This window comes from Bradyrhizobium sp. S3.3.6, assembly GCF_040546905.1.
GTDB classification, from domain to species: domain Bacteria; phylum Pseudomonadota; class Alphaproteobacteria; order Rhizobiales; family Xanthobacteraceae; genus Bradyrhizobium; species Bradyrhizobium cytisi.
Genome location: NZ_JBEPOT010000003.1, coordinates 549,340 through 572,943 on the forward strand (window position 1 = coordinate 549,340; position 23,604 = coordinate 572,943).

The 23,604-nt window shown below is 64.8% G+C and carries 25 protein-coding genes and 1 pseudogene; 19 read left to right on the plus strand and 7 right to left on the minus strand.

Annotation, left to right across the window (positions count from 1 at the left end; all coding sequences use genetic code 11):
• Positions 1–2: 2 nt before the first annotated feature.
• Entirely contained in the window at positions 3–176 is a 174-nt protein-coding gene (locus ABID59_RS11430) for a DUF1328 domain-containing protein (protein ID WP_148754131.1), read from the minus strand.
• A gap of 238 nt (positions 177–414) precedes the next feature.
• Here ABID59_RS11430 and ABID59_RS11435 point away from each other — a divergent pair, with 238 nt between their 5' ends.
• From ABID59_RS11435 to ABID59_RS11480, 10 genes and pseudogenes are all read left to right on the plus strand, one after another.
• Positions 415–2,991, plus strand: coding sequence for an ATP-dependent helicase (locus tag ABID59_RS11435; RefSeq protein WP_354083448.1), 2,577 nt, complete (start codon positions 415–417; stop codon positions 2,989–2,991).
• A 79-nt stretch (positions 2,992–3,070) separates the two neighbouring features.
• Positions 3,071–3,175, plus strand: a pseudogene (locus ABID59_RS37430) (type II toxin-antitoxin system HicA family toxin); the annotation flags it as partial.
• 92 nt (positions 3,176–3,267) lie between these two features.
• The gene (locus tag ABID59_RS11445) at positions 3,268–3,558 is read left to right on the plus strand and encodes a type II toxin-antitoxin system HicB family antitoxin (protein WP_354083449.1); all 291 of its coding nucleotides are present in this window, start codon (positions 3,268–3,270) and stop codon (positions 3,556–3,558) included.
• A gap of 88 nt (positions 3,559–3,646) precedes the next feature.
• Positions 3,647–4,063 (plus strand): hypothetical protein, encoded by a 417-nt coding sequence (locus ABID59_RS11450; RefSeq protein WP_187435187.1) that lies wholly within the window; start codon positions 3,647–3,649, stop codon positions 4,061–4,063.
• Complete coding sequence (locus ABID59_RS11455) at positions 4,063–4,731, plus strand: OmpA family protein (RefSeq protein ID WP_354034316.1); 669 nt, start codon at positions 4,063–4,065, stop codon at positions 4,729–4,731. The genes ABID59_RS11450 and ABID59_RS11455 overlap by 1 nt, the downstream gene beginning before the upstream one ends.
• 172 nt (positions 4,732–4,903) lie before the next feature.
• Positions 4,904–5,422, plus strand: a complete 519-nt coding sequence (locus ABID59_RS11460) for an Mpo1 family 2-hydroxy fatty acid dioxygenase (protein ID WP_148754127.1) — start codon at positions 4,904–4,906, stop codon at positions 5,420–5,422.
• Positions 5,423–5,454: 32 nt separating this feature from the next.
• Positions 5,455–6,486 carry an NAD-dependent epimerase/dehydratase family protein gene (locus ABID59_RS11465; RefSeq protein WP_354083450.1) on the plus strand — a complete coding sequence of 344 codons (1,032 nt, stop codon included), beginning with the start codon at positions 5,455–5,457 and terminating at the stop codon, positions 6,484–6,486.
• Positions 6,487–6,516: 30 nt separating this feature from the next.
• The gene (locus ABID59_RS11470; protein ID WP_148754125.1) at positions 6,517–7,143 is read left to right on the plus strand and encodes a methyltransferase family protein; all 627 of its coding nucleotides are present in this window, start codon (positions 6,517–6,519) and stop codon (positions 7,141–7,143) included.
• Between the two features lie 221 nt (positions 7,144–7,364).
• On the plus strand, positions 7,365–7,574 hold the full coding sequence (locus tag ABID59_RS11475) for a hypothetical protein (protein ID WP_148754124.1): 210 nt from the start codon (positions 7,365–7,367) through the stop codon (positions 7,572–7,574).
• 237 nt (positions 7,575–7,811) lie between these two features.
• Positions 7,812–9,116, plus strand: coding sequence for a PQQ-dependent sugar dehydrogenase (locus ABID59_RS11480; RefSeq protein ID WP_148754123.1), 1,305 nt, complete (start codon positions 7,812–7,814; stop codon positions 9,114–9,116).
• Positions 9,117–9,120: 4 nt separating this feature from the next.
• Here ABID59_RS11480 and ABID59_RS11485 read toward each other — a convergent pair whose 3' ends face one another.
• A complete protein-coding gene (locus ABID59_RS11485) occupies positions 9,121–9,945 on the minus strand; it encodes an aspartate dehydrogenase (RefSeq protein WP_354083451.1) in 825 nt (274 codons plus the stop codon).
• A 37-nt stretch (positions 9,946–9,982) separates the two neighbouring features.
• Positions 9,983–10,900 carry a LysR family transcriptional regulator gene (locus ABID59_RS11490; RefSeq protein ID WP_354083452.1) on the minus strand — a complete coding sequence of 306 codons (918 nt, stop codon included), beginning with the start codon at positions 10,898–10,900 and terminating at the stop codon, positions 9,983–9,985.
• 134 nt (positions 10,901–11,034) lie between these two features.
• Here ABID59_RS11490 and ABID59_RS11495 point away from each other — a divergent pair, with 134 nt between their 5' ends.
• Together ABID59_RS11495 and ABID59_RS11500 are read left to right on the plus strand one after the other, a co-directional pair.
• On the plus strand, positions 11,035–12,333 hold the full coding sequence (locus ABID59_RS11495) for an MFS transporter (protein WP_354083453.1): 1,299 nt from the start codon (positions 11,035–11,037) through the stop codon (positions 12,331–12,333).
• 21 nt (positions 12,334–12,354) lie between these two features.
• Positions 12,355–13,428 (plus strand): tartrate dehydrogenase, encoded by a 1,074-nt coding sequence (locus tag ABID59_RS11500; RefSeq protein ID WP_354083454.1) that lies wholly within the window; start codon positions 12,355–12,357, stop codon positions 13,426–13,428.
• 49 nt (positions 13,429–13,477) lie between these two features.
• On the opposite strand, the gene ABID59_RS11505 is transcribed toward ABID59_RS11500, so the two are convergent.
• Positions 13,478–14,416, minus strand: a complete 939-nt coding sequence (locus ABID59_RS11505) for a LysM peptidoglycan-binding domain-containing protein (RefSeq protein WP_354083455.1) — start codon at positions 14,414–14,416, stop codon at positions 13,478–13,480.
• 99 nt (positions 14,417–14,515) lie between these two features.
• Positions 14,516–15,139: a CGNR zinc finger domain-containing protein gene (locus ABID59_RS11510; RefSeq protein ID WP_354083611.1), complete on the minus strand. Its 624-nt coding sequence runs from the start codon at positions 15,137–15,139 to the stop codon at positions 14,516–14,518.
• A 121-nt stretch (positions 15,140–15,260) separates the two neighbouring features.
• Between ABID59_RS11510 and ABID59_RS11515 the strand changes: the two genes are divergently transcribed.
• Both ABID59_RS11515 and ABID59_RS11520 read left to right on the plus strand, forming a co-directional pair.
• Positions 15,261–15,956, plus strand: a complete 696-nt coding sequence (locus ABID59_RS11515; protein WP_148754205.1) for an alpha/beta fold hydrolase — start codon at positions 15,261–15,263, stop codon at positions 15,954–15,956.
• 74 nt (positions 15,957–16,030) lie between these two features.
• Positions 16,031–16,882 carry an alpha/beta fold hydrolase gene (locus tag ABID59_RS11520; protein WP_354083456.1) on the plus strand — a complete coding sequence of 284 codons (852 nt, stop codon included), beginning with the start codon at positions 16,031–16,033 and terminating at the stop codon, positions 16,880–16,882.
• Positions 16,883–16,994: 112 nt separating this feature from the next.
• Here ABID59_RS11520 and ABID59_RS11525 read toward each other — a convergent pair whose 3' ends face one another.
• A complete protein-coding gene (locus ABID59_RS11525) occupies positions 16,995–17,711 on the minus strand; it encodes a hypothetical protein (RefSeq protein ID WP_354034246.1) in 717 nt (238 codons plus the stop codon).
• 279 nt (positions 17,712–17,990) lie between these two features.
• Between ABID59_RS11525 and ABID59_RS11530 the strand changes: the two genes are divergently transcribed.
• Positions 17,991–18,914, plus strand: coding sequence for an ABC transporter ATP-binding protein (locus tag ABID59_RS11530; RefSeq protein ID WP_148754116.1), 924 nt, complete (start codon positions 17,991–17,993; stop codon positions 18,912–18,914).
• Positions 18,911–19,672 carry an ABC transporter permease gene (locus ABID59_RS11535; RefSeq protein ID WP_148754115.1) on the plus strand — a complete coding sequence of 254 codons (762 nt, stop codon included), beginning with the start codon at positions 18,911–18,913 and terminating at the stop codon, positions 19,670–19,672. Before ABID59_RS11530 ends, ABID59_RS11535 begins: the two co-directional genes overlap by 4 nt.
• A gap of 43 nt (positions 19,673–19,715) precedes the next feature.
• On the opposite strand, the gene ABID59_RS11540 is transcribed toward ABID59_RS11535, so the two are convergent.
• On the minus strand, positions 19,716–20,039 hold the full coding sequence (locus tag ABID59_RS11540) for a hypothetical protein (protein WP_148754114.1): 324 nt from the start codon (positions 20,037–20,039) through the stop codon (positions 19,716–19,718).
• A gap of 361 nt (positions 20,040–20,400) precedes the next feature.
• Between ABID59_RS11540 and ABID59_RS11545 the strand changes: the two genes are divergently transcribed.
• The 3 genes from ABID59_RS11545 to ABID59_RS11555 all read left to right on the plus strand — a co-directional run bounded on the left by ABID59_RS11545 (position 20,401) and on the right by ABID59_RS11555 (position 23,598).
• Complete coding sequence (locus ABID59_RS11545; protein WP_354083457.1) at positions 20,401–21,192, plus strand: L,D-transpeptidase; 792 nt, start codon at positions 20,401–20,403, stop codon at positions 21,190–21,192.
• Positions 21,193–21,616: 424 nt separating this feature from the next.
• On the plus strand, positions 21,617–21,871 hold the full coding sequence (locus tag ABID59_RS11550; RefSeq protein ID WP_148754112.1) for an acyl carrier protein: 255 nt from the start codon (positions 21,617–21,619) through the stop codon (positions 21,869–21,871).
• Between the two features lie 26 nt (positions 21,872–21,897).
• A complete protein-coding gene (locus tag ABID59_RS11555; protein ID WP_354083458.1) occupies positions 21,898–23,598 on the plus strand; it encodes a fatty acyl-AMP ligase in 1,701 nt (566 codons plus the stop codon).
• The last annotated feature ends 6 nt before the right edge of the window (positions 23,599–23,604 follow it).

The window sequence follows — 23,604 nt, forward strand, 5'->3', positions numbered from 1 at the left end:
CGCTAGATCCTGGTGCGGCGGCGGGCAACGCCGAACACGGCCGAAACCAGGAACAGAATGACCGCGATGAAGAAGATGACCTTGGCGATCTCGACCGAAGCGCCGGCGATGCCGCCGAAGCCCAGGATCCCGGCGATCAGTGCGATAATCAGAAACGTCACAACCCAGCCAAGCATGGTCAAACCCTCGTCTTGATGTCTGTCTGCGTTCGGCGCGGCTGGCCGCGCCACCTGACGAGACAATCTCGACGCGGAAACGATGGTTCCGGCTCGTGCAGGAGCGAAATTCGCGCCGGCGTCAGGAACAAATTGGCCTGCCGCGCACGTGGAAAACCCGTTCCGGCCGCCCCATATAGGCAGCAATCCCTGTTATGAAGGCTCCCTTCCGCGACCCCGCGGTGCCATCGTGGGGCCAATGATTCGCATGACCGAGCCGAGCAAGATCACAGGCGTCCCCGACCATCAGCCCGCAGCCGGCGGCATCGCCGCGCGTGCGCGCGCCTCCGTGGGTCCGAAATACCTGACCGGGCTCAATCCCGAGCAGCGCGACGCCGTGGAGACACTGGATGGCCCGGTTCTGGTGCTGGCCGGCGCCGGCACCGGCAAGACGCGCGTGCTGACCACCCGCATCGCCCACATCCTGAGCCAGGGCCGCGCCCGTCCCTCCGAGATCCTGTCAGTGACCTTCACCAACAAGGCCGCGCGCGAGATGAAGCACCGGCTCGGCCAGATGCTCGGGCAGGCCGTCGAAGGCATGCCGTGGCTCGGCACCTTCCACTCCATCGGCGGCCGCATCCTGCGGACCCATGCAGAGCTGGCACAGCTCAAGTCGAACTTCACCGTGCTCGACACCGACGACCAGGTGCGGCTGCTCAAGCAGTTGCTGCAAGCCGACAACATCGACGACAAGCGCTGGCCGGCGCGCATGCTGGCCGGGCTGATCGACGGCTGGAAGAACCGCGGCCTGACGCCGTCGCAGGTGCCATCAGGCGAAGCCGCCGTCTTCGCCAACGGCAAGGGCGGCAAGCTCTATGCGAGCTACCAGGAGCGGCTGAAGATCCTGAACGCCGCCGATTTCGGCGACCTGCTGCTCGAAGACATCCGCATCTTCCGCGAGCACCCGGATATTCTCCGGCAGTACCAGCAGCGCTTCAAATACATCCTGGTGGACGAATATCAGGACACCAACGTCGCGCAGTATCTGTGGCTGCGGCTGCTGTCGCAGGCGCCGGCGAAGCCAGCCTCGCCGACTGTCATTCCGGGGCGGCTCGAAGAGCCGAACCCGGAATCCGGAGATGAGTCCTCAGCTCGAGATTCCGGGTCTGCGCCTTCGGCGCATCCCGGAATGACGGCGGTGGGCCCCACAAAAAACATCTGCTGCGTCGGCGACGACGATCAGTCGATCTATGGCTGGCGCGGCGCCGAGGTCGACAACATCCTGCGCTTCGACCACGATTTTCCCGGCGCAAAAGTCATCCGTCTCGAGCGCAACTACCGCTCGACCGGCCACATCCTCGCGGCCGCCTCGCACCTGATCGCGCATAACGAAGGCCGGCTCGGCAAGACGCTGCGCACCGAGGACCAGGACGGCGAGAAGGTCACGGTGACCGGCTCGTGGGACTCGGAAGAGGAAGCCCGCGGTATCGGCGAGGAGATCGAGCAGATTCAGCGCCAGGGCGAGAAGCTCAACGAGATCGCCATTCTCGTACGCGCGTCCTACCAGATGCGCGAATTCGAAGACCGTTTTGTCACGCTCGGCCTGCCCTATCGCGTCATCGGCGGCCCACGCTTCTACGAGCGCGCCGAAATCCGCGATGCGCTGGCTTACCTGCGCGTGATCAATTCGCCGGCCGACGATCTCGCCTTCGAGCGTATCGTCAACGTGCCCAAGCGCGGGCTTGGCGATGCCACCGTGCAGTTGCTGCACGACCACGCCCGCAAGCGCCGCATTCCGCTGTTCGAGGCGGCGCGGGCCGTGGTCGAGACCGACGAGCTGAAGCCGAAGGCGCGCGGCAGTCTGCGCGACGTCGTCGCCCAGTTCGACCGCTGGCGCGCCCAGCGCGAGGTCACCGCCCACACGGATCTCGCCCAGATCGTGCTCGACGAGAGCGGCTACACCGAGATGTGGCAGAAGGACCGTTCGGCGGACGCCGCAGGCCGGCTGGAGAACCTCAAAGAGCTGGTGCGCTCGATGGAGGAGTTCGAGAACCTGCAAGGGTTTTTGGAGCACATCTCACTGGTGATGGACCGCGACAGCGGCGCCGATGAGGACGCGGTGTCGCTGATGACGCTGCATTCGGCCAAGGGCCTCGAATTCGACAACGTGTTCCTGCCCGGCTGGGAGGAAGGCCTGTTCCCGAGCCAGCGCACGCTGGACGAACAGGGCCGCGCCGGCCTCGAGGAAGAGCGCCGGCTCGGCCATGTCGGCCTCACCCGCGCGAGACGGCGCGCGAAAATCTATTTTGCGACCAACCGCCGGATCCATGGCACCTGGTCGACCACGATCCCGTCGCGCTTTCTCGACGAATTGCCGGCGGCCAATGTCGAGATCACGGAGTCCAAGGGCGGTTCAGCCTGGGGCGGCACCGGCGGCTACGGCGCCTCGCGCTTCGACGACATGGAGGCGTTCGGCTCGACCTATTCGACGCCCGGCTGGCAGCGCGCCCAGGCCAACCGCAACAAAGGCGGCAGCCGCAATGGCGGCGGCGGACGCGGCGGCTTCGAGGAAGAGGCCTCGAATTTCTCGTCCTCTTCATCATCCGGCCCTGATTTCGGCAGCTTCTCCTCGCGCCGCCGCGGGCCGCTGACGATCGAGGGCGAGCTGGTCGCCAAATCGACCGGCACGACATCCGAGTTTTCGCTCTCCGACCGTGTCTTCCACCAGAAGTTCGGCTACGGCCGCGTCACCAGGATCGACGGCAACAAGCTCACCATCGCCTTCGACAAGGCCGGCGAGAAGAAGGTCGTGGACAGCTTTGTGCAGCGGGCGTGAGTACACCCGCGTCGCCCGCATTTAACCCCGGCGGCTACGTTTTAGTGTTCCGGTCAGATGATTCCTTGGGGAGAAAGTCATGCTGACCGCAAGCCGCGACATTATTCGTCGTCTGGAGCGAGAGGGCTGGAAACTCGTGCGTGTGACCGGGTCGCATCACGTGTTCAAAAGTCCCGCTTCGGGCGAAACGATCGTCGCTCCGCATCCCAAGAAGGACTTGGGAAAGGGCTTGGTCCGTGCCATTTATGGCGGGCTGGAAGCCCGATTGAGGTCGATATGGCTCACTACATTGCCATCATTGAGGACGCAGGCCCGGACCACGCCGTCGGTGTGTGGTTTCCAGACCTACCCGGCTGCATTTCTGGCGGCGACGACATCGACGAAGCCTTGGAGAATGCACCGAAAGCGCTTGAGCTCTACGCGCAGGAGCTGATCGGGGACGGCCGCCAGCTTCCCTCGCCGAGGACGTTGACCGAACTTAAGGCCGATCCAGAGGTTGCCGAGGACCTCAGGAACTACATGGTCGCCCTGATAGAGTTGCCTAGCCGCGCTCACGCTGCCGAGTGAGGACTGTTCGCCGCATTGGCCGGACTCTCGACAATTCCCGGGCGAACGCCCCTTGACCATCGCGAACTTCCCCGTATCAGATGCAACCATGGTCCGGGGCTCCATCACACTGATCGTGCTTGCATTGGGGATGCCGTCGCTTGCGACGGCGGAGACCATGAGCTTTGGCGATTCGATCGGCCTGCTGGCAAAAAGCTGCGGTGCGGAAATCGTCGCCAATTGCCGCGGCGTCAATCCGGATTCCACCCGGCTGAAGGAGTGCCTGTCCCGCAACCGGGACGTGCTCTCCCAGCAGTGCCAGAGCGACTACCTCACCGCGTTCGACGCCATCCAGAAGCGCGTCGCCGCCCGTGTCACGGTCGCGAACGCCTGCCAGCGCGAGATCGTCAAGGTCTGCGGCGGCTCGACCAAGGAGACCAGCAAGTCGGTCCCCTGCCTGATCTCGACGCCCAAGGGCATCAGCAACAACTGCCTGAAGGCCGTCGACGACGCGGGGTACCGATGATGCGCGCAGCCGGGCACATCACCGCCGGACTCGGTTTCGCATTGGGCCTCGCTCTGCTCGCGGGCGCAGCAGGCGCACAGACGGCGCCGACCCGTGACGACATCGTCGGCAAGCTCAATCATTTCGAGGAGGCCCCCGAGCTCGACCTTCCCGCGCTGAAGCAGCAGGTGATGGAGCGAGCCAAGGCCAGGATCAAGAACGATCCGGGTCCGGTGAACCGGCCGCTGATCGCGCCCGATCTGGCCAAGCTGCCCGCCTTCAACGCCCAGATCCAGTTCGACGCCGACACGCCGATCATCCAGCCGGACTCCTACCAGACCGTCGGCCGGATCGCCGACGCAATGGTTCACGCCTCGCTGCTGCCCTACACGTTCCTGATCGCCGGCCATGTCGAGTCCAATCAGAAGACGCGGGAAGCCAACGCGATCCTGAGCCAGCGCCGGGCGGATGCGATCCGCGATGTACTGGTCAACACGTTCAAGATTTCGACCAAGCGGCTGCAGCCGATCGGCCTCGGCGAGGAGCAGCTCCTCGACCGCGCCAAGCCGACCTCGGCGGTCAACGGCCAGTTGCAAATCCTGACCTTTGCCAAAGTGCCCGAAGAGGCGCCTGCGCATCCGGCAGCGGGGCCTGCGCCTGCGGCGAAAAAGCCCGCCAGGAAGCATTGAGCGCGCGGCCTTCGCGCCTGGCGGAACCCGTTGAAGTCTTGGCTGATTTGTGACCTGTCTCACAGCGCGACAGCGCGGTCCTGCGCGACAATAGCGCCAGTTTGTGCACTGCCCTATCAGGTGCTATAGGCAGTCTTCGCCCTTCCCCGCCCCCGTGCCGTATGAGACCAAGATGGCTGGCCATTTTCAACGCCAACTGGCCGATTATGTCGAATACCATCGCGATCCCTGGAATTGCGCGATGCATGTGGTCGGCATTCTCCTGCTCTTCACCGGCGCGACGCTGCCGCTGACGCTGGTCCATTTCTCCGTGTTCGGGTTCGAGGTCAGCCTGGCGGTGATTTTGGCCCTGCCGGTGCTGGTCTACTGGCTGATGCTGGACGCCGGGGTCGGGCTCGGCATCCTCGTGTCGATGATCGTGCTGCTTTCGGTCGCAACCGCGATCGGCAATCAGGTCTCGCTTGCCATGATGTGGTCGATTTTTGCGGTGCTGATCGTGCTCGGCGTCGCATCGCAGATCGTCGGCCACAGGGTGTTCGAGGAGCGGCAGCCGTCGATGGTCGACCACCCCACGCATTTTCTGCTTGGACCGATGTTCGTGATGGCAAAATTTTACATTGCACTGGGTTTTCGTCGCGACCTTGCCGCGATTCTCGCGCCTCTTCCGAGCAACTCCCTTTCAACCCGATAGCTTTCTCGAAGCGGAACAGCAAAACCTACTTCATGACTCTCGTACTGGTTACCGGTGGCAGCGGTTTCATCGGACAGCATCTCGTCGAAGCGCTCCGCGCCCGTGGGCAGCGGGTACGTGTTCTCGATGTGCGGCCGCCGGCCGCCGCGAACGCGGACGTTGAATATCTGCACGGCTCGGTGCTGGACGGCGCCGCGGTCGATGCTGCGCTTTCCGGGATAGACCAAGTCTATCACCTCGCCGGCCTGCCCGGCATGTGGGTCGCCAACAAGCGGGATTTTCATGACGTCAATTTCCGCGGCACCGAGGTCGTGCTTGCGGCTGCGATGAAGCGCGGTGTGTCGCGCTTCCTGCACTGCTCGACGGAATCGATCCTGTTTCCTTATGCGAACCTCGACGGCGTTGCCGCCGAGGAGGCGCTGCAGCCGGCCGACGCGATGCCCGGCGCCTACACGCGCTCGAAGTCGCTCGCCGAGCACCACGCGGCGAAGGCCGCATCCAGGGGCTTCCCGCTCGTGATCGGCACGCCGACCATGCCGATCGGTCCCGCCGACCACAATCTGACGCCGCCCACCGCAATGCTGTGGTACTTCCTGCAGAAGAAGGTGCAGCCGCATCTCGACTTCCTGGTCAACCTCGTCGACGTTCGCGACGTCGCCATGGGCCTGGTGCTGACGATGGAGCGCGGCCGCACCGGCCAGCGCTACATCCTCGGCGGCGATTGCGTCAGGCTCGGCCAGATCCTGCGGATGATGTCAGCGATGAGCGGACGGCGGCAATATCCGGTGGTCGTTCCCGGCAAGATCGCCGAGCTCTCCGCCATCATGCTGGAATCGATCTCCGACCGCATCACGCGCCGTCCGCCCAACGGTACCGCCGAGGGCGTGCGCATTGCGCTTGCCGCGAGCGACCTTTCAATTGGCAAGGCCCGTAACGAGCTCGGCTATGCGCCGCGCCCGATCGAGCCGGTGCTGCGCGAAACCATCACCCATCTGCTCGCCCGCGGCGGCCAGGCCGCGTCCAATGCCATCGAGCATCACGCACTGTCGTCGCGCGCGAGCTGATCTGCTCCCCAACCCAAAGAACCTTTCCGCATGTCCTTCGATTTCAGCAAGCTTCTCTCTGTCGCCTGGGGCGGCTGGACCACGACCTGGCCGACCGAACTCCTGGCCCTGATCTGGCTCGCCTTTCTCGCCAGCTGGGTGGGCGCCTCGTTCTGGCAGGGCCGCACCAAGAAGCAGGTCATGACGCTGGAGTCGCAGCGCTATCGTCTGCCGATCCTGGTCGGCGGCATCCTGTACACGCCATGGATTGCGGAAGTCATGGGCTGGAAGCCGCTCTGGGTGCTCAGCAACACGGGCATCTCCATCGCCGCGGTTCTCTCGGTCGCCGGCATCGCCTTCGCCTGGTGGGGGCGGCTGCATCTTGGAAAGTTTTGGTCCAACACCATCACCCACAAGGAAGACCACCGCGTCATCGACACCGGCCCGTACGGCATCGTGCGGCACCCGATCTACACCGGGCTGATCTTCGGCATGCTCGTCACCGGCATAGCGATCGGTACAGTGACGACGATCCTCGGCGCAATCCTGATCTCACTCGGCATGTGGCAGAAGGGCCGGATGGAAGAGGTGTTTTTGTCGAAGGAGCTCGGCGAAGATGCCTACGGCGCCTATTGCCGTCGCGTCCCGATGATCATCCCCTTCCTCTCGCCGCGCTGAAGTTTAGTCTCGTGTCCCGGACGCGTTGCAACGCTCTTGGCGTTGCGACGCAGAGCCGGGACCCAGATGGCCGTCGTAAGATGGGCCCCGGCTCAGCAGCGCACCGCGGAAGGCGCGCTACGCTGCGTCCGGGGCACAGCGCACAGTTCGACGCGCTGACGGGAACCGCCCCTTCATTCGTCCGTTTACGCCTCGACGCATGCACCGCAGAGCATCGAGCCATGTCGGACACCTACGATTATTTTCGCGCGCACGCGATTGCGGCCGTCCGCAAGGCGCGGGCGTTGCCGCCCGGACGGCCGAAGCTGAAGCAGCGCACGGTCGCGCGCGTCTATCACCTCCTCTCCAAGGAGGCCGCGCTCGCGCCGAACATCCGTCACCTCGATCGTTTCCGCGCGCCGCGACGGCTGGAGCTGCAGGTCCGCCGCTAGTCCCCTCGCCCATGCAAATTCGATCAGCAGCCATTCCACGGGAATAGACCTCCGCGGAGTTCCGCCGCGGTTGACCTTTTGACCGCGACCCAGTTGGATGCGCGCGCAAAACGGCACGGCGACAGTTCATCGTCGATCTGGAGAGTTCGACGATCAGGCAGAGATCAGGTCCTGGCCCGCGCGGGGCTTTGGGCGATCCGCATTGGACAGCGCCGCAGGGTTCGACAGGGGATTTTCATGACATTTTCCAGCATCTTTGCGCAGTTCGTCGCGTTCGTGGGCGGCATCGCGCTGCAATGGCGAAAGCTGTCGGGCACCACACCCGCGCCGGCCTGGGGCCAAGCGCCGGCGATTCCCGAAGCGAAGCCGCAAGGCGCGCTGCCGACGCTGAAGATGCCGACCGCCCGCGGCTGGAGCGAGGGCCAGAAGCCGACGGTCGCACCCGGGCTCAAGGTCAATGCGTTTGCGACCGGGCTCGACCATCCACGCTGGATCGAGGTGCTGCCCAATGGCGACGTGCTGATCGCGGAAGCGACGCAGATCGCGGGCGCCCCGAGGTCGGTGTTCCACTACGCGATGCAGGCGACGATGCGGCGCGCCGCGGCGCTCGGCGAGTCCGCCAACCGCATCACGCTCCTGCGCGACAAGGACGGCGACGGCGTCGCTGAATATCGCGGCGCCTTCATGGAGAACCTCAGCCAGCCGTTCGGCATGGCGCTGGTCGGCGACACCTTCTATGTCGGCAACACCGACGGCGTGATGGCCTTTCCTTACGTCGCCAATGCCGATCGCATCACCGCGCCGGGCAAGCGGCTCACCACCTTCAAGCCGAGCGGCCACTGGACGCGCAGCCTGCTCGCCAGCCCCGACGGCAAGAAGCTCTACGCCGGCGTCGGCTCGCTCAGCAACATCGCCGAGATGGGCATGGAGGTCGAGGAAGGCCGCGCGGCGGTCTACGAGCTCGATCTCGCCGCCGGCACGCATCGCATTTTTGGTGCGGGACTGCGCAACCCGGTTGGACTCGCGTGGGAGCCGAACACGAACGTGCTCTGGACCGTCGTCAACGAGCGCGACGGGCTCGGCGACGAGACGCCGCCGGACTACCTGACCTCGGTGCGCGACGGCGGCTTCTACGGCTGGCCCTATTGCTACTGGGGCAAGACGGTGGACGACCGCGTGCCGCAGGATGCAGCGATGGTCGCCAAGGCGCTTCAACCGGACTACGCGCTCGGTGGCCACACCGCTTCGCTCGGCCTGTGCTGGATGCCTGCCGGCACCCTGCCGGGCTTCCCCGATGGCATGGTGATCGGCCAGCACGGCTCGTGGAATCGCAGCACGCTGTCCGGCTACAAGCTGGTGTTCATCCCGTTCGAGAACGGCAAACCCTCCGGCCCCGGTCGCGACATCCTGTCAGGCTTCCTGTCCCCGGACGAGAAGGAATCCTACGGCCGCCCGGTTGGCGTCGCGATCGGCCCCGACAAGAAGTCGCTGCTGATGGCCGATGACGTCGGCAACGTGATCTGGCGCGTCACCGGCGCTTAGAGAGTTACGTCCCGACGCAAAGCGTGGCGCGCTGCTTGCGCAGCAGCGCGATCACGGACAGCGCGGTGATCATCCCGGTCTTGGGATTTTCGGATGGGATGTTCTCGATGCCCATCGAGAACCGCGCCGAATCCGCTTCGACCTCGATGCGGTGAACATTGCGCGTCACAGTGGGGTCGGCCCAAACCTGCATCCGGGTGCGATCGGGGCCGATACCCGCCAGCGACAGCGCAACGGCGACATTGACGTTCGCCGGGAAGCCCTTCGCCGCGTCGCGCGCGCTGCCCTCGAACAGTTTTAGCGGCTCGCGCAGATTGTCGAGATCGATCTTGTTCTGAACGATGAACGGTGCGCCCTTCAGCCCGTCGATCGGCTTGCGCGTGACCATCTTCACCGAATGAATGGTGCCGACCGCAGCTGCGTTGACCGCATCGAGCCCGATCAGCGCACCGGTCGGGACGAGGATGCGGCCGCCATTGGAGCGGGCGATATCGACGAGATCAAAATTATCGAGCAATCCGCCAACGCTGACCACGACCGCGGACCTGCCGCGCGTCACCGCCGGCTCGACGATGGAGCGCAGCTGGCTGCTCGGCGCGCATTCGACCACGATGTCGGCGGCGTCGCCGAGCTGGTCGATCGGCAAAACCTGCGGCGGACGGCGCAGGCTGCTCAGGAAGCTCTGGTGTTTCGCGGGATCGCGTACCGCCACGGCAGAGAGCGTCAGCCCCTCAATGCCCTGATCAAGCGCAGCTGCAATCTTGCTGCCGATCGAGCCCAGGCCTGCGATGGCAACCCGCAATTCGTTCTGAGCCTTCTGATCAGTCATCGCATCCACCGTTTGTCCAGGCCACTGTCATAGCCGCTCACGCTTCCCGCGCATAGCTGCGCAGGCGCGCCTCCAACACCGACAGCATCGCATCGCGGGCCGGATCGCGCGATCCGCGCAACCAGGCCGCTGCCAGCGGCAGCCGGCCGACAGGGCCGCTCTGCTTCGGACGGAGCGGTACGAAGCGTACGCCGGAGACCGCCATCCGCGTGGTCCAGCGCGGCACGATCGCAACCCCGAGCTTCGTTGCCACCAGATGGATGATGGTCTGCTTCTCGTCGGCCACCTGCACGATGCGCGGCATCAATCCGGCCTGCTCGAACAGCTTTATCGTGAGGTCGTGGCTGTGCGGCCGCGAGCGACGGTCCGGGACCAGCATCGGCTCGTCGGCGATGTCGGCCAGCGTGATCGACTTGCGCGTAGCGAGCGCGTGGCGCTGCGGAAACGCCACGATCGCGGTCTCCTGAAGCAGAGGCCGGAACTCCAGCCGCTTGTCCGGCCGGTCGGGCGGACGAACGAAGGCGAGATCGAGCGCGCCGGTCAGGATTTTCGGCAACAGCCGGACAGTCTTGTCCTCCAGCAGCTGGACCGCGACCTCGGGATGCCCGGCGCGGAAGTCACGCAGCAGCGGCGGCAGCAACCCCGCCGCCGCGCTGTCGATGGCGCCGACCCGCAGCCGCCGCGCGGCGCCGGCGCGCGAGCGGTTGCGCAGGTTACTCTCCACGGCTTCGATCCGGGCGAGGATGGCGCGGGCGTCGCGCAGCAGCGTCGTGCCGTCCTCGGTGAGCGAGACCGCGCGGGTGGTGCGCGCGAACAGCCGCGTCCCCAGATCCTCTTCCAGCAGCCTGATCTGGCGGCCGAGCGCGGACGGCAGCATCTGGAGATGCTGCGCGGCGCGGCCGAAATGCAGCTGCTCGGCCGCCGCCACGAAGCATCGGAGCTGATGCAATTCCATTCGCGGATCCCCTCGTCTCGCCGTAGGAGGATTATATCATTTTTTTGTATAAACCAGCGGCAATTGAGTCCCACTCCTGCCCACGCCTAGGCTCGCTGCCACACAACGAGAATCAGGACTTGAGGGAGGCCAGAGTGGCGAGCGAGATTCAGACGCGCGTGCTGCGCAAGATCACCTGGCGCATCGTTCCCTTCATCATGCTGCTCTACTTCGTGGCCTTCATCGACCGCGTCAATATCGGCTTCGCCTCGCTGACGATGAACAAGGACATCGGCCTGTCGCCGACCGTCTACGGTTTTGGCGCCGGCATCTTCTTCTGGGGCTACTTTCTGTTCGAGGTGCCCTCCAACATCATCCTGCACAAGGTCGGCGCCCGGATCTGGATCGCGCGGGTGATGATCACCTGGGGCCTGGTCTCGGCGGCAATGGCGTTCGTGCAGGGTGCGACCAGCTTCTACATCCTGCGCTTCCTGCTCGGCGTCGCGGAAGCCGGCTTCTTTCCCGGCATCATCCTCTATCTCACCTACTGGTTCCCGGCTCGCCAGCGCGCCGCGGTGACTGCATTGTTCATGGCGGCAGCACCACTCTCGACCGTGCTGGGCTCACCGGTCTCCGGCGCGCTGCTGGAGATGGACGGACTATTCGGCTTCAAGGGCTGGCAGTGGCTGTTCGTGCTGGAGGCGCTGCCGGCCGTGCTGCTCGGCTTCGTCGTGCTTGCGTTCCTCACCGACCGGCCCGAGAAGGCGAAGTGGCTCGCCGACGACGAGCGGCGATGGCTGGTCGAGACCATGAATGAGGAGACCACCAGCAAGGCCGCGACCGCGAGCCATAGCATCTGGCGCGGGCTCGCCGATCCGCGCGTGCTGGCGCTGTCGCTGATCTATTTCGGCACTTCGGCCGGCCTCTACACGCTCGGCGTCTGGGCGCCGCAGATCATCAAGCAGTTCGGCCTGTCCACGCTTCAGGTCGGCTTCCTCAATGCGTTGCCGGCCACAGCTGCCGTCGTCGCCATGGTGCTGTGGGCGCGGCATTCGGATCGCACCGGCGAGCGCACCTGGCACGTCGTGTGGGCCTGCCTGATCGCCGCCGTGGGCCTCGCCTATGCCGGTCTTGCGGCCGGAGTCGTCGCGGTGCTGGTGGCACTGGCGCTGGTCAATATCGGTATCTCCTCGGCCAAGCCGCCGCTCTGGAGCATGCCAACGCTGTTCCTGTCCGGTCCCGCGGCTGCCGCCGGCATCGCCACCATCAATTCGATCGGCAATCTCGGCGGTTTCGTCGGTCCCGCCATGATCGGCTGGATCAAGGACCAGACCGGGAGTTTTGTCGGCGGGCTCTATTTCGTCGCCAGCCTGCTCGTCCTCTCGGCGGTGCTGACCCTGCTATTGTCGCGCGCGCAGACCGCGCCCGTCGAACCCGTCCCGCAATCCCACTGATCTCTCCAACGGAGCTTTCTCATGCGCACCCATTCGATCGCAGCCATTCCCGCCGACGGCATCGGTCCCGAGGTCATCTCGGCCGGAATCCGCGTGCTGGAGGCGCTGGCCAAGCGCAGCGGCGACCTCGCCTTTACCATCAAGACCTTCGACTGGGGCTCGGACTATTACAAGAACCACGGCGTGATGATGCCAGCCGATGGCCTCACTGAACTGAAGAAGTTCGACGCCATCTATTTCGGCGCGGTCGGCGCGCCCGACGTGCCTGATCACATCACGCTGTGGGGCCTGCGCTTGCCGATCTGCCAGGGCTTTGACCAATACGCCAATGTGCGGCCGACCAAGATTTTGCCCGGCGTCGCCTCGCCGCTGCGCAATGTCGGCATCGGCGATCTCGACTGGGTGATCGTGCGCGAGAATTCGGAGGGCGAATATGCCGGCATGGGCGGCCGCGCTCACAAGGGCCTGCCGGAAGAGGTCGGCACCGAAGTCGCGGTGTTCACCCGCGTCGGCGTCACCCGCATCATGCGTTACGCATTCCAGCTCGCGCAATCGCGTCCGCGCAAATTCCTGACCGTGGTGACCAAGTCGAACGCGCAGCGCCACGGCATGGTGATGTGGGACGAGATCGCAGCCGAAGTCGCCAATGAATTCCCCGACGTCACCTGGGACAAGATGCTGGTCGACGCCATGACTGTGCGCATGACGCTGCATCCGAAGAGCCTCGACACCATCGTGGCGACCAACCTCCACGCCGACATCCTCTCAGATCTCGCCGGCGCGCTGGCGGGCAGCCTCGGCGTGGCGCCGACCGGCAACATCGATCCGCAGCGCCGCTTTCCCTCGATGTTCGAGCCGATCCACGGCTCGGCCTTCGACATCACCGGTAAAGGCATCGCCAACCCGGTCGCGACGTTCTGGACCGGCGCGCAGATGCTCGAGCATCTCGGCGAGAAGGACGCAGCCGCACGGCTGATGAAGGCCGTCGAGCAGGTCTGCGCCGCTGGCGTGCTGACACCTGATGTCGGCGGCAAGGCGAGCACGAAGGACGTGACGGATGCCGTGATCGACGCGATCCACGGCTCGAACGTGTGATCTTCTCCCTCCCCTCGCAAGCAAGGCAAGGTGATGAGGTGACGAAGCACTACTTTCGCCCAGCCGGCGGAGGCGCCGGCGCCGCCATCGCGGCCGCGGCGTCCGGCGGCGTCAAATGGCGCGGGACGATGATCGACTGGCCGGGGGTGAGCGTCGCATTCTCCGGCAGCGAGTTGCTCTGCGCGAGCGTCCACAGCGGCACGCGATTGGCGGCAGCAATGCTTGCCATGGTGTCGCCGCGGCGGACCGGCAGCCGCACGCCGCTATCCCACAACTCGACCAGCGTATCCCCCGGCACCAGATAGCGCAGCGGCACAGCATCGACCTGGATCTGCGGCGGGATGCGCGGCAACTGCGTCACCATGTCGACGATCTGGCGGTGGATGTCGTCGGACTTCTCGATGTTGATGTGCGAGACCCGCGAGTTCTCCTTGAGGTCGTAGCTCGCATAATGGCCGCGGAATCCCGGCACCGCGACCACATTGCCGCCGCCGAGCACGCTGTCGGAGAGGAAGATGTTGATGAAGCGCTCGACATTGAGCGGCACGTCATCGGTTGCATGGGCGGGGTCGATGGTGATGACGAGGCTGATCGGGATGTTCTCCTTGGCCGCCATCTCGGAGATGATCACCGAGCACAGCCCGCCCATGGAATGGCCGATCAGCACGATCGGCGCCGGCGCTTCCCTGTAGCTCGCAATCGCACGATCGCCGATCCATCGGCAGATGGTGAATTCGTAGACGTCGGCCGAGAAGCCGGCCTTGGTCAGCTTCTCGGCAAGCCGGTCCATGCCGGTCGAGAAGATCGGCCCCATCGCGCCGCGAAACAGATAGATCTTCGGCGGCGGCAGCGGCTCGGCCGGCGGAAGTGGCGCGACGGCCGGGACCACAGCCGGCTTCGGCTTGGCGGGCGAGGCCGCGGCCATGCCGGGGTTCAAGGCGAGCAGCGCAACCGCTGCCAGCACCACAAGTCGCCTTGGATCAATCATCAAGTCCCGCAGTCCCACCACAGGAGGCAGACGCCTCCCCGGGGGCTTAGTGACCACCGATTGGGTGGTTTTTGGGGCACGGAACCGAGGCCGCCGTCATCACTGCCTGCTCTTGAGTCGGTTGCGATGCGCGGCCTGCTTGGCGCGGTTGCCGCAGACCGCCATGATGCACCACCGTCGCGCGCGCCTGCGGGTGTGGTCGGCGAACAGCATCGTGCAGTTATGGCCCTCGCACGCCTTCACGCCGGAAAAGTCCTCCTCGCAGACGAACTTCGCCATCGCCTCGCCGACCGGCAGCAGCAGGGACTCGGGCGACCGCCAGCGCCGTATCTTTTGCAGCGCGAGGCCGTCACTGCTCTCACCGTGACGTGACACGATCTGCCGGAACGCTTCATCGCGTTCCAAAAGACTATTCAACGGACCAAGCTCTTGCAGCGCCTTCGCCGTGAGCGGCCGGCCTGCATGCTTGCGAACAAAGCCTCTGAACCATTCGCGCAAGGCGCGCGCCTGATCGGCGACCTTGTCCAGCTCGCCCGGCAAGGCGCGCGCTCTCATCGCATCGAGCTCGTCAGATGGAACGAGCTTGGCCTGGCCTAGCCAGTCAATCAGCCCGGCGCCATCGTCGATCCAATCGACGGGCGTATCGACCGGGGTCGCAATCGAATTGAGGAAATCGAGACCGAGCGAGTCGGCAACGAACATGGCAGGCGGTCTGTTTGGCATGTGCAGCTCCCCCAGCCGGACGGAATACAATAACATAACCTGTAAGATGGCCGTTGACAAGTTACTACCGAGGAACGTAACCTACAAATAGACTTGAACAGGTTACGACGGAGGGATGAAGATGGCCCGAGGCAATGTCACGGTGGTCCTTGCCCATGGCGCGTGGGCGGACGGATCGAGCTGGGCGCGCGTCATCACCGCGCTCGGGGCCGAGGGGATCAAGGCGCAGGCGGCGCCGCTGCCGCTGACCTCCTTGGCTGACGATATCGCGGCCCTGAACCGCAGCTTGGATCGAACCGAGGGGCCGATCGTGCTAGCCGGCCACGCCTATGCCGGCGCGGTGATCGCACTCGCACGTCCTGCCCGCGTGAAGGCGCTGGTCTATGTCGCGGCCCTTGCCCCCGACGAGAGCGAGAAGGTTGCGGACGTGTTCTATCGCCTTCCGCCGCATCCGCAGGCGCCGAAGCTTGCTCCCGACGACAATGGCCTGATCTGGCTGCCCGAGGACGCCTTCGCAGCGGCGTTCGCGCAGAACGCCCCGGCGGAAGATCGTGCCGTGCTCGCGGCCGTGCAGCGGCCGATCTCTCTGAACTGCATCACGGTCCCGGCCGGCCGCCCGCTCTGGAAGGATATCCCGAGCTGGTTCCTGATCGCCGAGCAGGATCGCATGATCGTGCCAGAGACGCAGCGCTACATGGCGGAGCGTATGAAGGCGAACATCCGCGCCTTCCCCGTCGATCACACGCCGAGCGTCACGGCACCGGCGGCCGTCACCGACATCATTCGCGACGCGGTCCGCACCGTGAGCGGCAACTAAGGCGCCCTGCGCCACCGGCGTCGCGCCGGTGCCGTTCCAACTTTCTTAAGGCAACCCCAATGACGGAGACTGCCATGACCTCCACCAGATATCGCACCGCCGACATCGACGGCTTCAAGGTGTTCTATCGCGAAGCCGGGCCTATCGCCGCACCGAAGCTTCTACTGCTGCACGGCTTCCCGAGCGCCGGCCACATGTTCCGTGACCTGATCCCGCTGCTGGCCGACAGGTTTCACCTGGTCGCGCCCGATCTTCCCGGCTTCGGCCAGTCCGACATGCCGTCGCGCGAAGCGTTCAGCTACACCTTCGACAACTTCGCGCGCGTGATCGAGCGCTTCACCGAGGTGATCGGCTTCGACCGCTTTGGAATCTATGTCTTCGACTATGGCGCGCCGACCGGCTTCCGATTGGCACTCAGCCGTCCCGAGCGGATCACGGCCATCATCTCGCAAAACGGCAACGCCTATGAGGATGGGTTGAGCGACGGCTGGACTCCGATCAAGGCCTATTGGCAGGATCCATCGCTCGCCAATCGCGACGCGCTGCGCGCCTTCCTCACACCGGAGACGACGCGCTGGCAGTACACGCATGGCGTACCCGATCCGAGCCTGGTGTCACCGGACGGCCAGAACCTCGACAATTTCTATCTGGCGCGGTCGGGCTCCGATGACGTGCAGCTCGACCTGTTCGGCGACTACAAAAGCAATGTCGCGCTCTATCCCGCCTTCCAGGAGTATTTCCGCAAGCACAAGCCGCCCTTCCTCGCGGTCTGGGGCAAGAACGATCCCTTCTTCATTCCGCCCGGCGCCGAAGCGTTCAAGCGCGACAATCCCAACGCGGTCGTCAAATTCCTCGACACCGGTCATTTCGCGCTGGAGACGCATGCAAGCGAGATCGCGGATGCCATTCGCGCCTTCCTGGCGTAGCGAGAGCAGTCCGCTGCGGCGGCGTGCCTTCACCGCATGGACAAGACAATGCCGCCGCCGACATGGGTGTCGACGGCGGCATGATGAGGTCAGCCGCTACAGGCGAAAGGCTTCAGTTCCTCGCCGGCGCCACAGCTGCCGCCGAGTGCGCAGCCCGCGGAGCGCCGGGTTCGGCGACCGGTCCAGCCGGACCGCGCGAGCGGGCGATCGCGGCATCGATCTCGGCGATCACGCGGCGCTGGATTGCCTCGTTCTTGTCGATGGTGATGTGACCGACGCCGCTGCCGCGCACGTCGACATTGTCGAGCTTGCCACGGAGACCGGACGCGGCCCGCACCGGCTCACCCGGACCGTCGCCGATATAGATGTTGATGTAGCGCTCGGCACCGGTCGTCAGCTTGGTCTTGAACACGGAGTCGAGCCCGATCGCGAGCTTTACGGGCACGCCGAGCTGGTTAAGCTTGGCGATCATGTCGGGCAGCGCGGTCGCGCCCGATGAATGGCCGACCAGCACGATGGTCTTGAGCCGGCCCGCCTTGTAGTTCGCAGCCGCCTCATCGGCGAGCGAGGACCAGGACACGAAGTTCGCGACGGTCACCGGGATGCCCTGCGCCTGGAGGCGGGCGCCGATCGTGTCGAGCCCGAGCGAGAAGATGTTGAGCACGCCGCGGAGCAAATAGACATGCGTCGTCGCGGCAGCCTGGCTCGGCGCCGCCTTGGCGGTGGTCGGGCTCATGGCAACAGCTGACAGCAGAAGCAGGCAGATCGCCCACATACGGAGGGTGGACAACTGGCTGGCGCCGGCGGTGTGACGGCCGTTCGGTCTCATCGATCTTTTCCCTGGGGACATACGCTTCGCGATTGGCTGGAATCGTAGCCACGGGCCGCTCGCAGACGCAACAAAGAGCCGCGTGAACGGCGATCTTAGCCGCAATCCGTGACCATCGCGCAACACTTGCCTGAAACCTGCCACCGAAGCGCCTGTTTTGAGACCAATTTTCTCCAGCCAATTGCGACGGGGCAACGGCATTCCTATTTCAGGGCTCCGCTGCTCCCCGCCCGACAGGGTGCGGGTTCCAGCGCCTCCCTCCCCACCCCACCGGCCATCATGTCCTCCATCATTTCCGTCGCCAATCTGTCGAAGACCTATGGGTCCGGCTTCAAGGCGCTCAAGAACGTCAATCTCGACATCAAGCGCGGCGAGATTTTTGCGCTGCTCGGCCCCAACGGCGCGGGCAAGACCACGCTGATCTCGATCATCTGCGGCATCGCCAATCCCAGCGAGGGCAAGGTTCTCGTCGGCGGCGAAGACATCCAGACCTCGTATCGCAAGGCACGCTCGCTGATCGGCCTGGTGCCGCAGGAGCTGCACACGGACGCGTTCGAGAGCGTGTGGGCGACCGTGAGCTTCTCCCGCGGCCTGTTCGGCAAGCCGAAGAATCCTGCGCACATCGAGAAGATCCTCAAGGACCTGTCGCTCTGGGACAAGAAGGACAACAAGATCATCACGCTGTCCGGCGGCATGAAGCGCCGCGTCATGATCGCGAAAGCGCTGTCGCACGAGCCGCAGATCCTGTTCCTGGACGAGCCGACCGCCGGCGTCGACGTCGAGCTACGCAAGGGCATGTGGGAGGTGGTCCGCACGCTTCAGCAGTCCGGTGTCACCATCATCCTCACCACGCATTACATCGAGGAAGCCGAGGAGATGGCCGACCGCATCGGCGTCATCAACAAGGGCGAGATCGTGCTGGTCGAGGACAAGGCCACCTTGATGCAGAAGCTCGGCAAGAAGCGGCTGACGCTGCATCTGCAGCCCACGCTCGCCGCGCTGCCGGAGAGCCTCGCTCATTACGAGCTCGACCTTTGCGACAGCGGTGCGACGCTGGTCTACGATTACGACACCAAGGGCGAGCGCACCGGCATCACCAGCCTGCTCAGCGACCTCCGCACCGCCGGCATCCGTTTCAACGATCTCGACACGACCCAATCGTCGCTCGAGGACATCTTCGTCGACCTCGTGAGGGCGTCATGAATTACCGCGCCGTCCGCGCCATCTATCTGTTCGAAATGGCGCGCACCTGGCGCACGCTGCTGCAGAGCATCGTTTCGCCCGTGGTTTCGACCTCGCTCTATTTCGTGGTGTTTGGTGCTGCGATCGGCTCGCGCATCAGCCAGGTCGAGGGCGTGAGCTACGGCACCTTCATCGTGCCGGGCCTCATCATGCTCTCGGTGCTGACGCAAAGCATCGCCAACGCCTCGTTCGGCATCTACTTCCCGAAATTCACCGGCACGATCTACGAGATCCTGTCGGCGCCGATTTCTTACTTCGAGATCGTGCTTGGTTATGTCGGTGCGGCTGCGACCAAGTCGATCATCCTCGGCCTGATCATTCTCGCCACCGCCGGGCTGTTCGTGCCGCTGCACATCCATCATCCGGTCTGGATGCTGACCTTCCTGGTGCTGACGGCGGTGACGTTCAGCCTGTTCGGCTTCGTCATCGGCATCTGGGCCGACGGGTTCGAAAAGCTCCAGATGATCCCGATGCTGGTGGTGACGCCGCTGACCTTCCTCGGCGGCAGCTTCTATTCCATCGACATGCTGCCGCCCACCTGGCGCACCGTCGCACTGCTCAACCCGGTCGTCTATCTGATCTCGGGCTTCCGCTGGAGCTTCTACGAGATCGCCGATGTCAGCGTCGCCGTCAGCATCGGCATGACGACGGCATTCCTGGTGATTTGCCTCGCCGTGATCTGGTGGATTTTCCGGACCGGCTATCGGCTAAAGAACTGACCGTCATTCCGGGCGCGCTCCGCGCACCCGGAATGACGGCCTGTTACCTGTAGCAGCGGAAATGGTGGTACCCATCATAATAGCCGCGACAGTGGCGGTGGCCGTGATAGGGGATACCCAAAATACCATCGACAGCGCCAACAGCACCACCGACACCGGCGCCAACGACACCGCCGACAGCGCCGCCTACGGGACCAGCGATGCGGTTACCCTCGTAAGAACCTTCCTGAGCGCCACGCACGATGCCCTGGGCGTGGCTGGCTTGCGGCACGCAAGCCAGGGCAAGAAGGACGGCGGCGGCCGCGAAGAGCAGGCGGACGGGCAGACCCGCCGGCAACTGCGCAGCGGCAATACGAGCTTTGTTCATCTTGAATCCCCAAGGGTAAGTGGCGGCGACAGCCGCCAATTGGCAGGCCGTGTTCAACGCCCGAAGCGGCCAAATGGTTGCGCCTTTGTGACGAATTGTCGGCGTTGTGAGCGCAGCTTCCGCTCGCGAAAATGTCAGCATCGCCAGAGCCGGCGCGGCACAAAGCGGCCTTGCTTACGCCCGGCATCACGTTAACGATGGGTGCGGCAGGCCGCTGGAACGAAAGCCGGATTGCAGCCATAGTGCACGCCGGGGAACGGAGAGCCGCGGCGTTATTGTTTGAGCATGATCTTTTCGGAAAACCGCTACACACTTTTCCGGATCATGCTCTAGCGCGAACAGGCCGGAGGCCAGAATTCAAATGCGTTCCTTTTTCATTGCGTTCACGTCCCTGATGCTTTTGAGCGCGGGCACCGCGCAGGCCAAGGTCGACATTACGATCGACAAGGACAATCAGCAGATGACCGTCGTGGTCGACGGCGTCACGCGCTACCACTGGCCGGTGTCGACCGGCATCCCCTCGCGCGAGACGCCGGGCGGCGCCTTCCGCGCCTTCCGCATGGAAGAGGATCACTACTCCAAGGAATTCGACGACGCGCCGATGCCGCACTCGATCTTCTTCACCAAGATCGGGCACGCCATCCACGGCACCGACTCGGTCGGACGATTGGGTACGCCCGCCTCACATGGCTGCGTGCGGCTGTCGCGCCAGAACGCTTCGACGCTCTACGCGCTGGTGCAGGAGCAGGGCGTGCTCAACACCACGGTGACGCTGACCGGGTCGGCGCAGGTGGCGCTGGCCCGCAACCCGCGCGGTCGCGCCAACAATGCGGTGGCCCGCGCCCAGCAGCCAGCTGAGGAGCAGTACGCGACCTCGGGCGATCCCGTGAATTTGACGCCGCCGATGCAGCCGGTCCGCCGCTACATGCCGCAGGACGACAACTACATCTATCCCGCCGACGGCAGCGACACCGGCGCGCGCTATCCGGCGCCGCGCCCGGTCACCCGCCCCTATGGCACGCAGGCCTACCAGCAGCTGCCGCAACCGCAGCCGACGTACGACCAGGGCTATGGCCAGCAGGGCTACTACTATCAGCAGCAGCAACAGCCCCGGCAGTATTATCAGCCGCGCGGCTATTACCAGCAGAACTGAATCTATCGTTTGAGATCGCCCCCGGGGTGGCGAGCGCGGCTTTGAGCTTGTCGACGGGCTCGCCGCTTCTGAGCAGCCGCCAGCCCCTCGGTCCAGCGCCCTCCTTGCGTCGCTGCGTTCATTTGCGCAAGTAGCGAATCAAAATCGTCGCCGCGCTGGGCGACGGCTGGCTTGGATATGGCCAGAGCGGCGAACAAGCGGGGGCGGCTCAATCGCGTCGCAGGCGTCAAACTGCAACTTTCGGAGCATACGGCGGCCGTTGCCCCTGTTGACCGCAGGAAATCGCGCCAACCTGGGCACGAAATGAGCAGCCGTGCGGCGCAGGAAAGCAACAGTCCCCAACCTTCAACGCCGCGGCGTTTGGGCCAAATTGACAACCTTGAGGTCGCCCGTATTGTCGTTCCGACTGTTTCTGGGAAATGACATGACACGCGAGCAGATTTCGGATTTCTGCGTTACGGCGCTAGCCAATATCCTGCGAATTTCGAAGGACCGCGTCGACACCGGCACGAAATTCAGCCGCCTCGGCCTCGATTCGGCGATGCTCGTCTATCTCATGATGGAGCTCGAGGAGAAGCTCGACCTCGAACTGTCGACGGATGACTTCTACGACCACCCTACGGTTGAGGCGCTGTCGCGATTTCTCGCCGACAAGCGCGCGCTCCGCTCCGCCGCCTGAGGGCGGCTGAAGCCGGCGCAATCCAGATGGACAATCTCCGCTCACTCGTCGCGCTGCTGGCGCGGCGCGCGGCGGAGCAGGCTGACGATCGCGCCTATGTCTTCGTCTCCGATCGCGCGACGGAGGAAGCAGTCCTCACCTTCCGTCAACTCCATGAGACCGCAACCGCCCTCGCCGCGCGCCTGAGCGCGTCCGCACGGCCCGGCGACCGCGCGATCCTGGTGTTTCCGCCAGGCATCGAATTCATGGTGGCGTTCTTCGGCTGCCTGATGGCGGGGATCATCGCCGTGCCGATGATGATGCCGCGGCGAAACAGCGCCCGCGATTCCAGCGCAGCGATTCTCGCCAATTGCACGCCGGAGCTCGCGCTGACGACCACCGCATTTGCAATGCGCGGTGACCTGGAGGCGCGCTTTGCGCAGGAGAATATCCGGTGGATCGAAGTCGACCTCACTGAAGCGGCCGGTGCGACGATCGATCTGCCGGAGCCAGCGCCCGACGACATCGCGTTCCTGCAATACACCTCCGGTTCGACCTCCGAGCCGAAGGGCGTCATGGTGAGCCACGCCAATCTGCTCGCCAATCTCGAGATGATCCGGATCGCGCTCGGCAACACCGGGCAATCGACCTATGTCAACTGGGTGCCGCTCTATCACGACATGGGGCTGATCCTGAACGCGCTGCAGGCCCTCTATGTCGGATCGACCTGCGTATTTATGGCGCCGAACGCGTTCATGCAGCGGCCGCTCGGCTGGCTGCGCGCGATCTCGCATTATCGTGCGGAGGTCGCCTGCGGGCCCAATTTCGGCTTTGACCTCTGCGTCAGCCGCTATCGCGCCGATCAGATGGAGGGCGTGGACCTGTCCTCGCTCCGGATCGCGCTCAATGGCGCCGAGCCGGTGCGCGCCGATACCATCGCGGGCTTCATCGAAACGTTTGCGCCGCACGGATTCGATCCCCGCGTGATGTATCCCGCCTATGGCATGGCAGAAGCGACGCTCCTGATCTCCGGCGGGACGCGCGGTGGCGGCCACGTCACACGCAGCGTCAGCCGCGCCGCGCTTCAAGCCCATGCGGCCGAGGCGCCGGCGGATCCCGGCGACGCGCAGCTCGTCGTCGGTTGCGGCCGCGCGCTTGTCGGCGAGCGGATCGCCATTGTCGACCCCGAGCAGCGCGGACGGCTTCCGGCCGACCGCGTCGGCGAAATCTGGGTGAGCGGCGCCAATGTCGCACGCGCCTACTGGTGCAGCGACGCGGCGACGCGCGAAGAGCTCAATGCGGAGATCGCGGATGAGGAAGGCCGGTGGCTGCGCACCGGCGACCTCGGCTTCCTCGATCATACCGGCGAATTGTTCGTCACCGGCCGGATCAAGGATCTCATCATCATCCGTGGCATCAACCATTATCCGCAGGACATCGAGCGCACCGTGCAGTCGCTGGACAACGCATTGCGCGAGAACTGCGGCGCCGCCTTTTCCGTGCCGGACGAACATGGCGAGGAAAGTCTCGTCATCGTCCAGGAGGTCGAACGCACTGCGCGCCATACGATCGACACGACCGAGATCAAGGGCCAGATCCGCGAGGCCATCGCCGACAGCCACGAGCTCTCCGCCCGACATGTCGCGCTGATCCGTCCCGGCGCGCTGCCAAAAACCACCAGCGGCAAGATCCAGCGCAAGCTTGCGCGCAGGCTCTGGCTCGACGGTGGATTCGAGGAGATCGGCTGAGCCAGC

Coding starts and splice junctions, on each gene's coding strand:
- ABID59_RS11430 (WP_148754131.1), bottom strand. CDS start 176: ATGCTTGGCTGGGTTGTGACGTTTCTGATTATCGCACTGATCGCCGGG.
- ABID59_RS11435 (WP_354083448.1), top strand. CDS start 415: ATGATTCGCATGACCGAGCCGAGCAAGATCACAGGCGTCCCCGACCAT.
- ABID59_RS11445 (WP_354083449.1), top strand. CDS start 3,268: ATGGCTCACTACATTGCCATCATTGAGGACGCAGGCCCGGACCACGCC.
- ABID59_RS11450 (WP_187435187.1), top strand. CDS start 3,647: ATGGTCCGGGGCTCCATCACACTGATCGTGCTTGCATTGGGGATGCCG.
- ABID59_RS11455 (WP_354034316.1), top strand. CDS start 4,063: ATGCGCGCAGCCGGGCACATCACCGCCGGACTCGGTTTCGCATTGGGC.
- ABID59_RS11460 (WP_148754127.1), top strand. CDS start 4,904: ATGGCTGGCCATTTTCAACGCCAACTGGCCGATTATGTCGAATACCAT.
- ABID59_RS11465 (WP_354083450.1), top strand. CDS start 5,455: ATGACTCTCGTACTGGTTACCGGTGGCAGCGGTTTCATCGGACAGCAT.
- ABID59_RS11470 (WP_148754125.1), top strand. CDS start 6,517: ATGTCCTTCGATTTCAGCAAGCTTCTCTCTGTCGCCTGGGGCGGCTGG.
- ABID59_RS11475 (WP_148754124.1), top strand. CDS start 7,365: ATGTCGGACACCTACGATTATTTTCGCGCGCACGCGATTGCGGCCGTC.
- ABID59_RS11480 (WP_148754123.1), top strand. CDS start 7,812: ATGACATTTTCCAGCATCTTTGCGCAGTTCGTCGCGTTCGTGGGCGGC.
- ABID59_RS11485 (WP_354083451.1), bottom strand. CDS start 9,945: ATGACTGATCAGAAGGCTCAGAACGAATTGCGGGTTGCCATCGCAGGC.
- ABID59_RS11490 (WP_354083452.1), bottom strand. CDS start 10,900: ATGGAATTGCATCAGCTCCGATGCTTCGTGGCGGCGGCCGAGCAGCTG.
- ABID59_RS11500 (WP_354083454.1), top strand. CDS start 12,355: ATGCGCACCCATTCGATCGCAGCCATTCCCGCCGACGGCATCGGTCCC.
- ABID59_RS11505 (WP_354083455.1), bottom strand. CDS start 14,416: ATGATTGATCCAAGGCGACTTGTGGTGCTGGCAGCGGTTGCGCTGCTC.
- ABID59_RS11510 (WP_354083611.1), bottom strand. CDS start 15,139: ATGCCAAACAGACCGCCTGCCATGTTCGTTGCCGACTCGCTCGGTCTC.
- ABID59_RS11515 (WP_148754205.1), top strand. CDS start 15,261: ATGGCCCGAGGCAATGTCACGGTGGTCCTTGCCCATGGCGCGTGGGCG.
- ABID59_RS11520 (WP_354083456.1), top strand. CDS start 16,031: ATGACCTCCACCAGATATCGCACCGCCGACATCGACGGCTTCAAGGTG.
- ABID59_RS11525 (WP_354034246.1), bottom strand. CDS start 17,711: ATGAGACCGAACGGCCGTCACACCGCCGGCGCCAGCCAGTTGTCCACC.
- ABID59_RS11530 (WP_148754116.1), top strand. CDS start 17,991: ATGTCCTCCATCATTTCCGTCGCCAATCTGTCGAAGACCTATGGGTCC.
- ABID59_RS11535 (WP_148754115.1), top strand. CDS start 18,911: ATGAATTACCGCGCCGTCCGCGCCATCTATCTGTTCGAAATGGCGCGC.
- ABID59_RS11540 (WP_148754114.1), bottom strand. CDS start 20,039: ATGAACAAAGCTCGTATTGCCGCTGCGCAGTTGCCGGCGGGTCTGCCC.
- ABID59_RS11545 (WP_354083457.1), top strand. CDS start 20,401: ATGCGTTCCTTTTTCATTGCGTTCACGTCCCTGATGCTTTTGAGCGCG.
- ABID59_RS11550 (WP_148754112.1), top strand. CDS start 21,617: ATGACACGCGAGCAGATTTCGGATTTCTGCGTTACGGCGCTAGCCAAT.
- ABID59_RS11555 (WP_354083458.1), top strand. CDS start 21,898: ATGGACAATCTCCGCTCACTCGTCGCGCTGCTGGCGCGGCGCGCGGCG.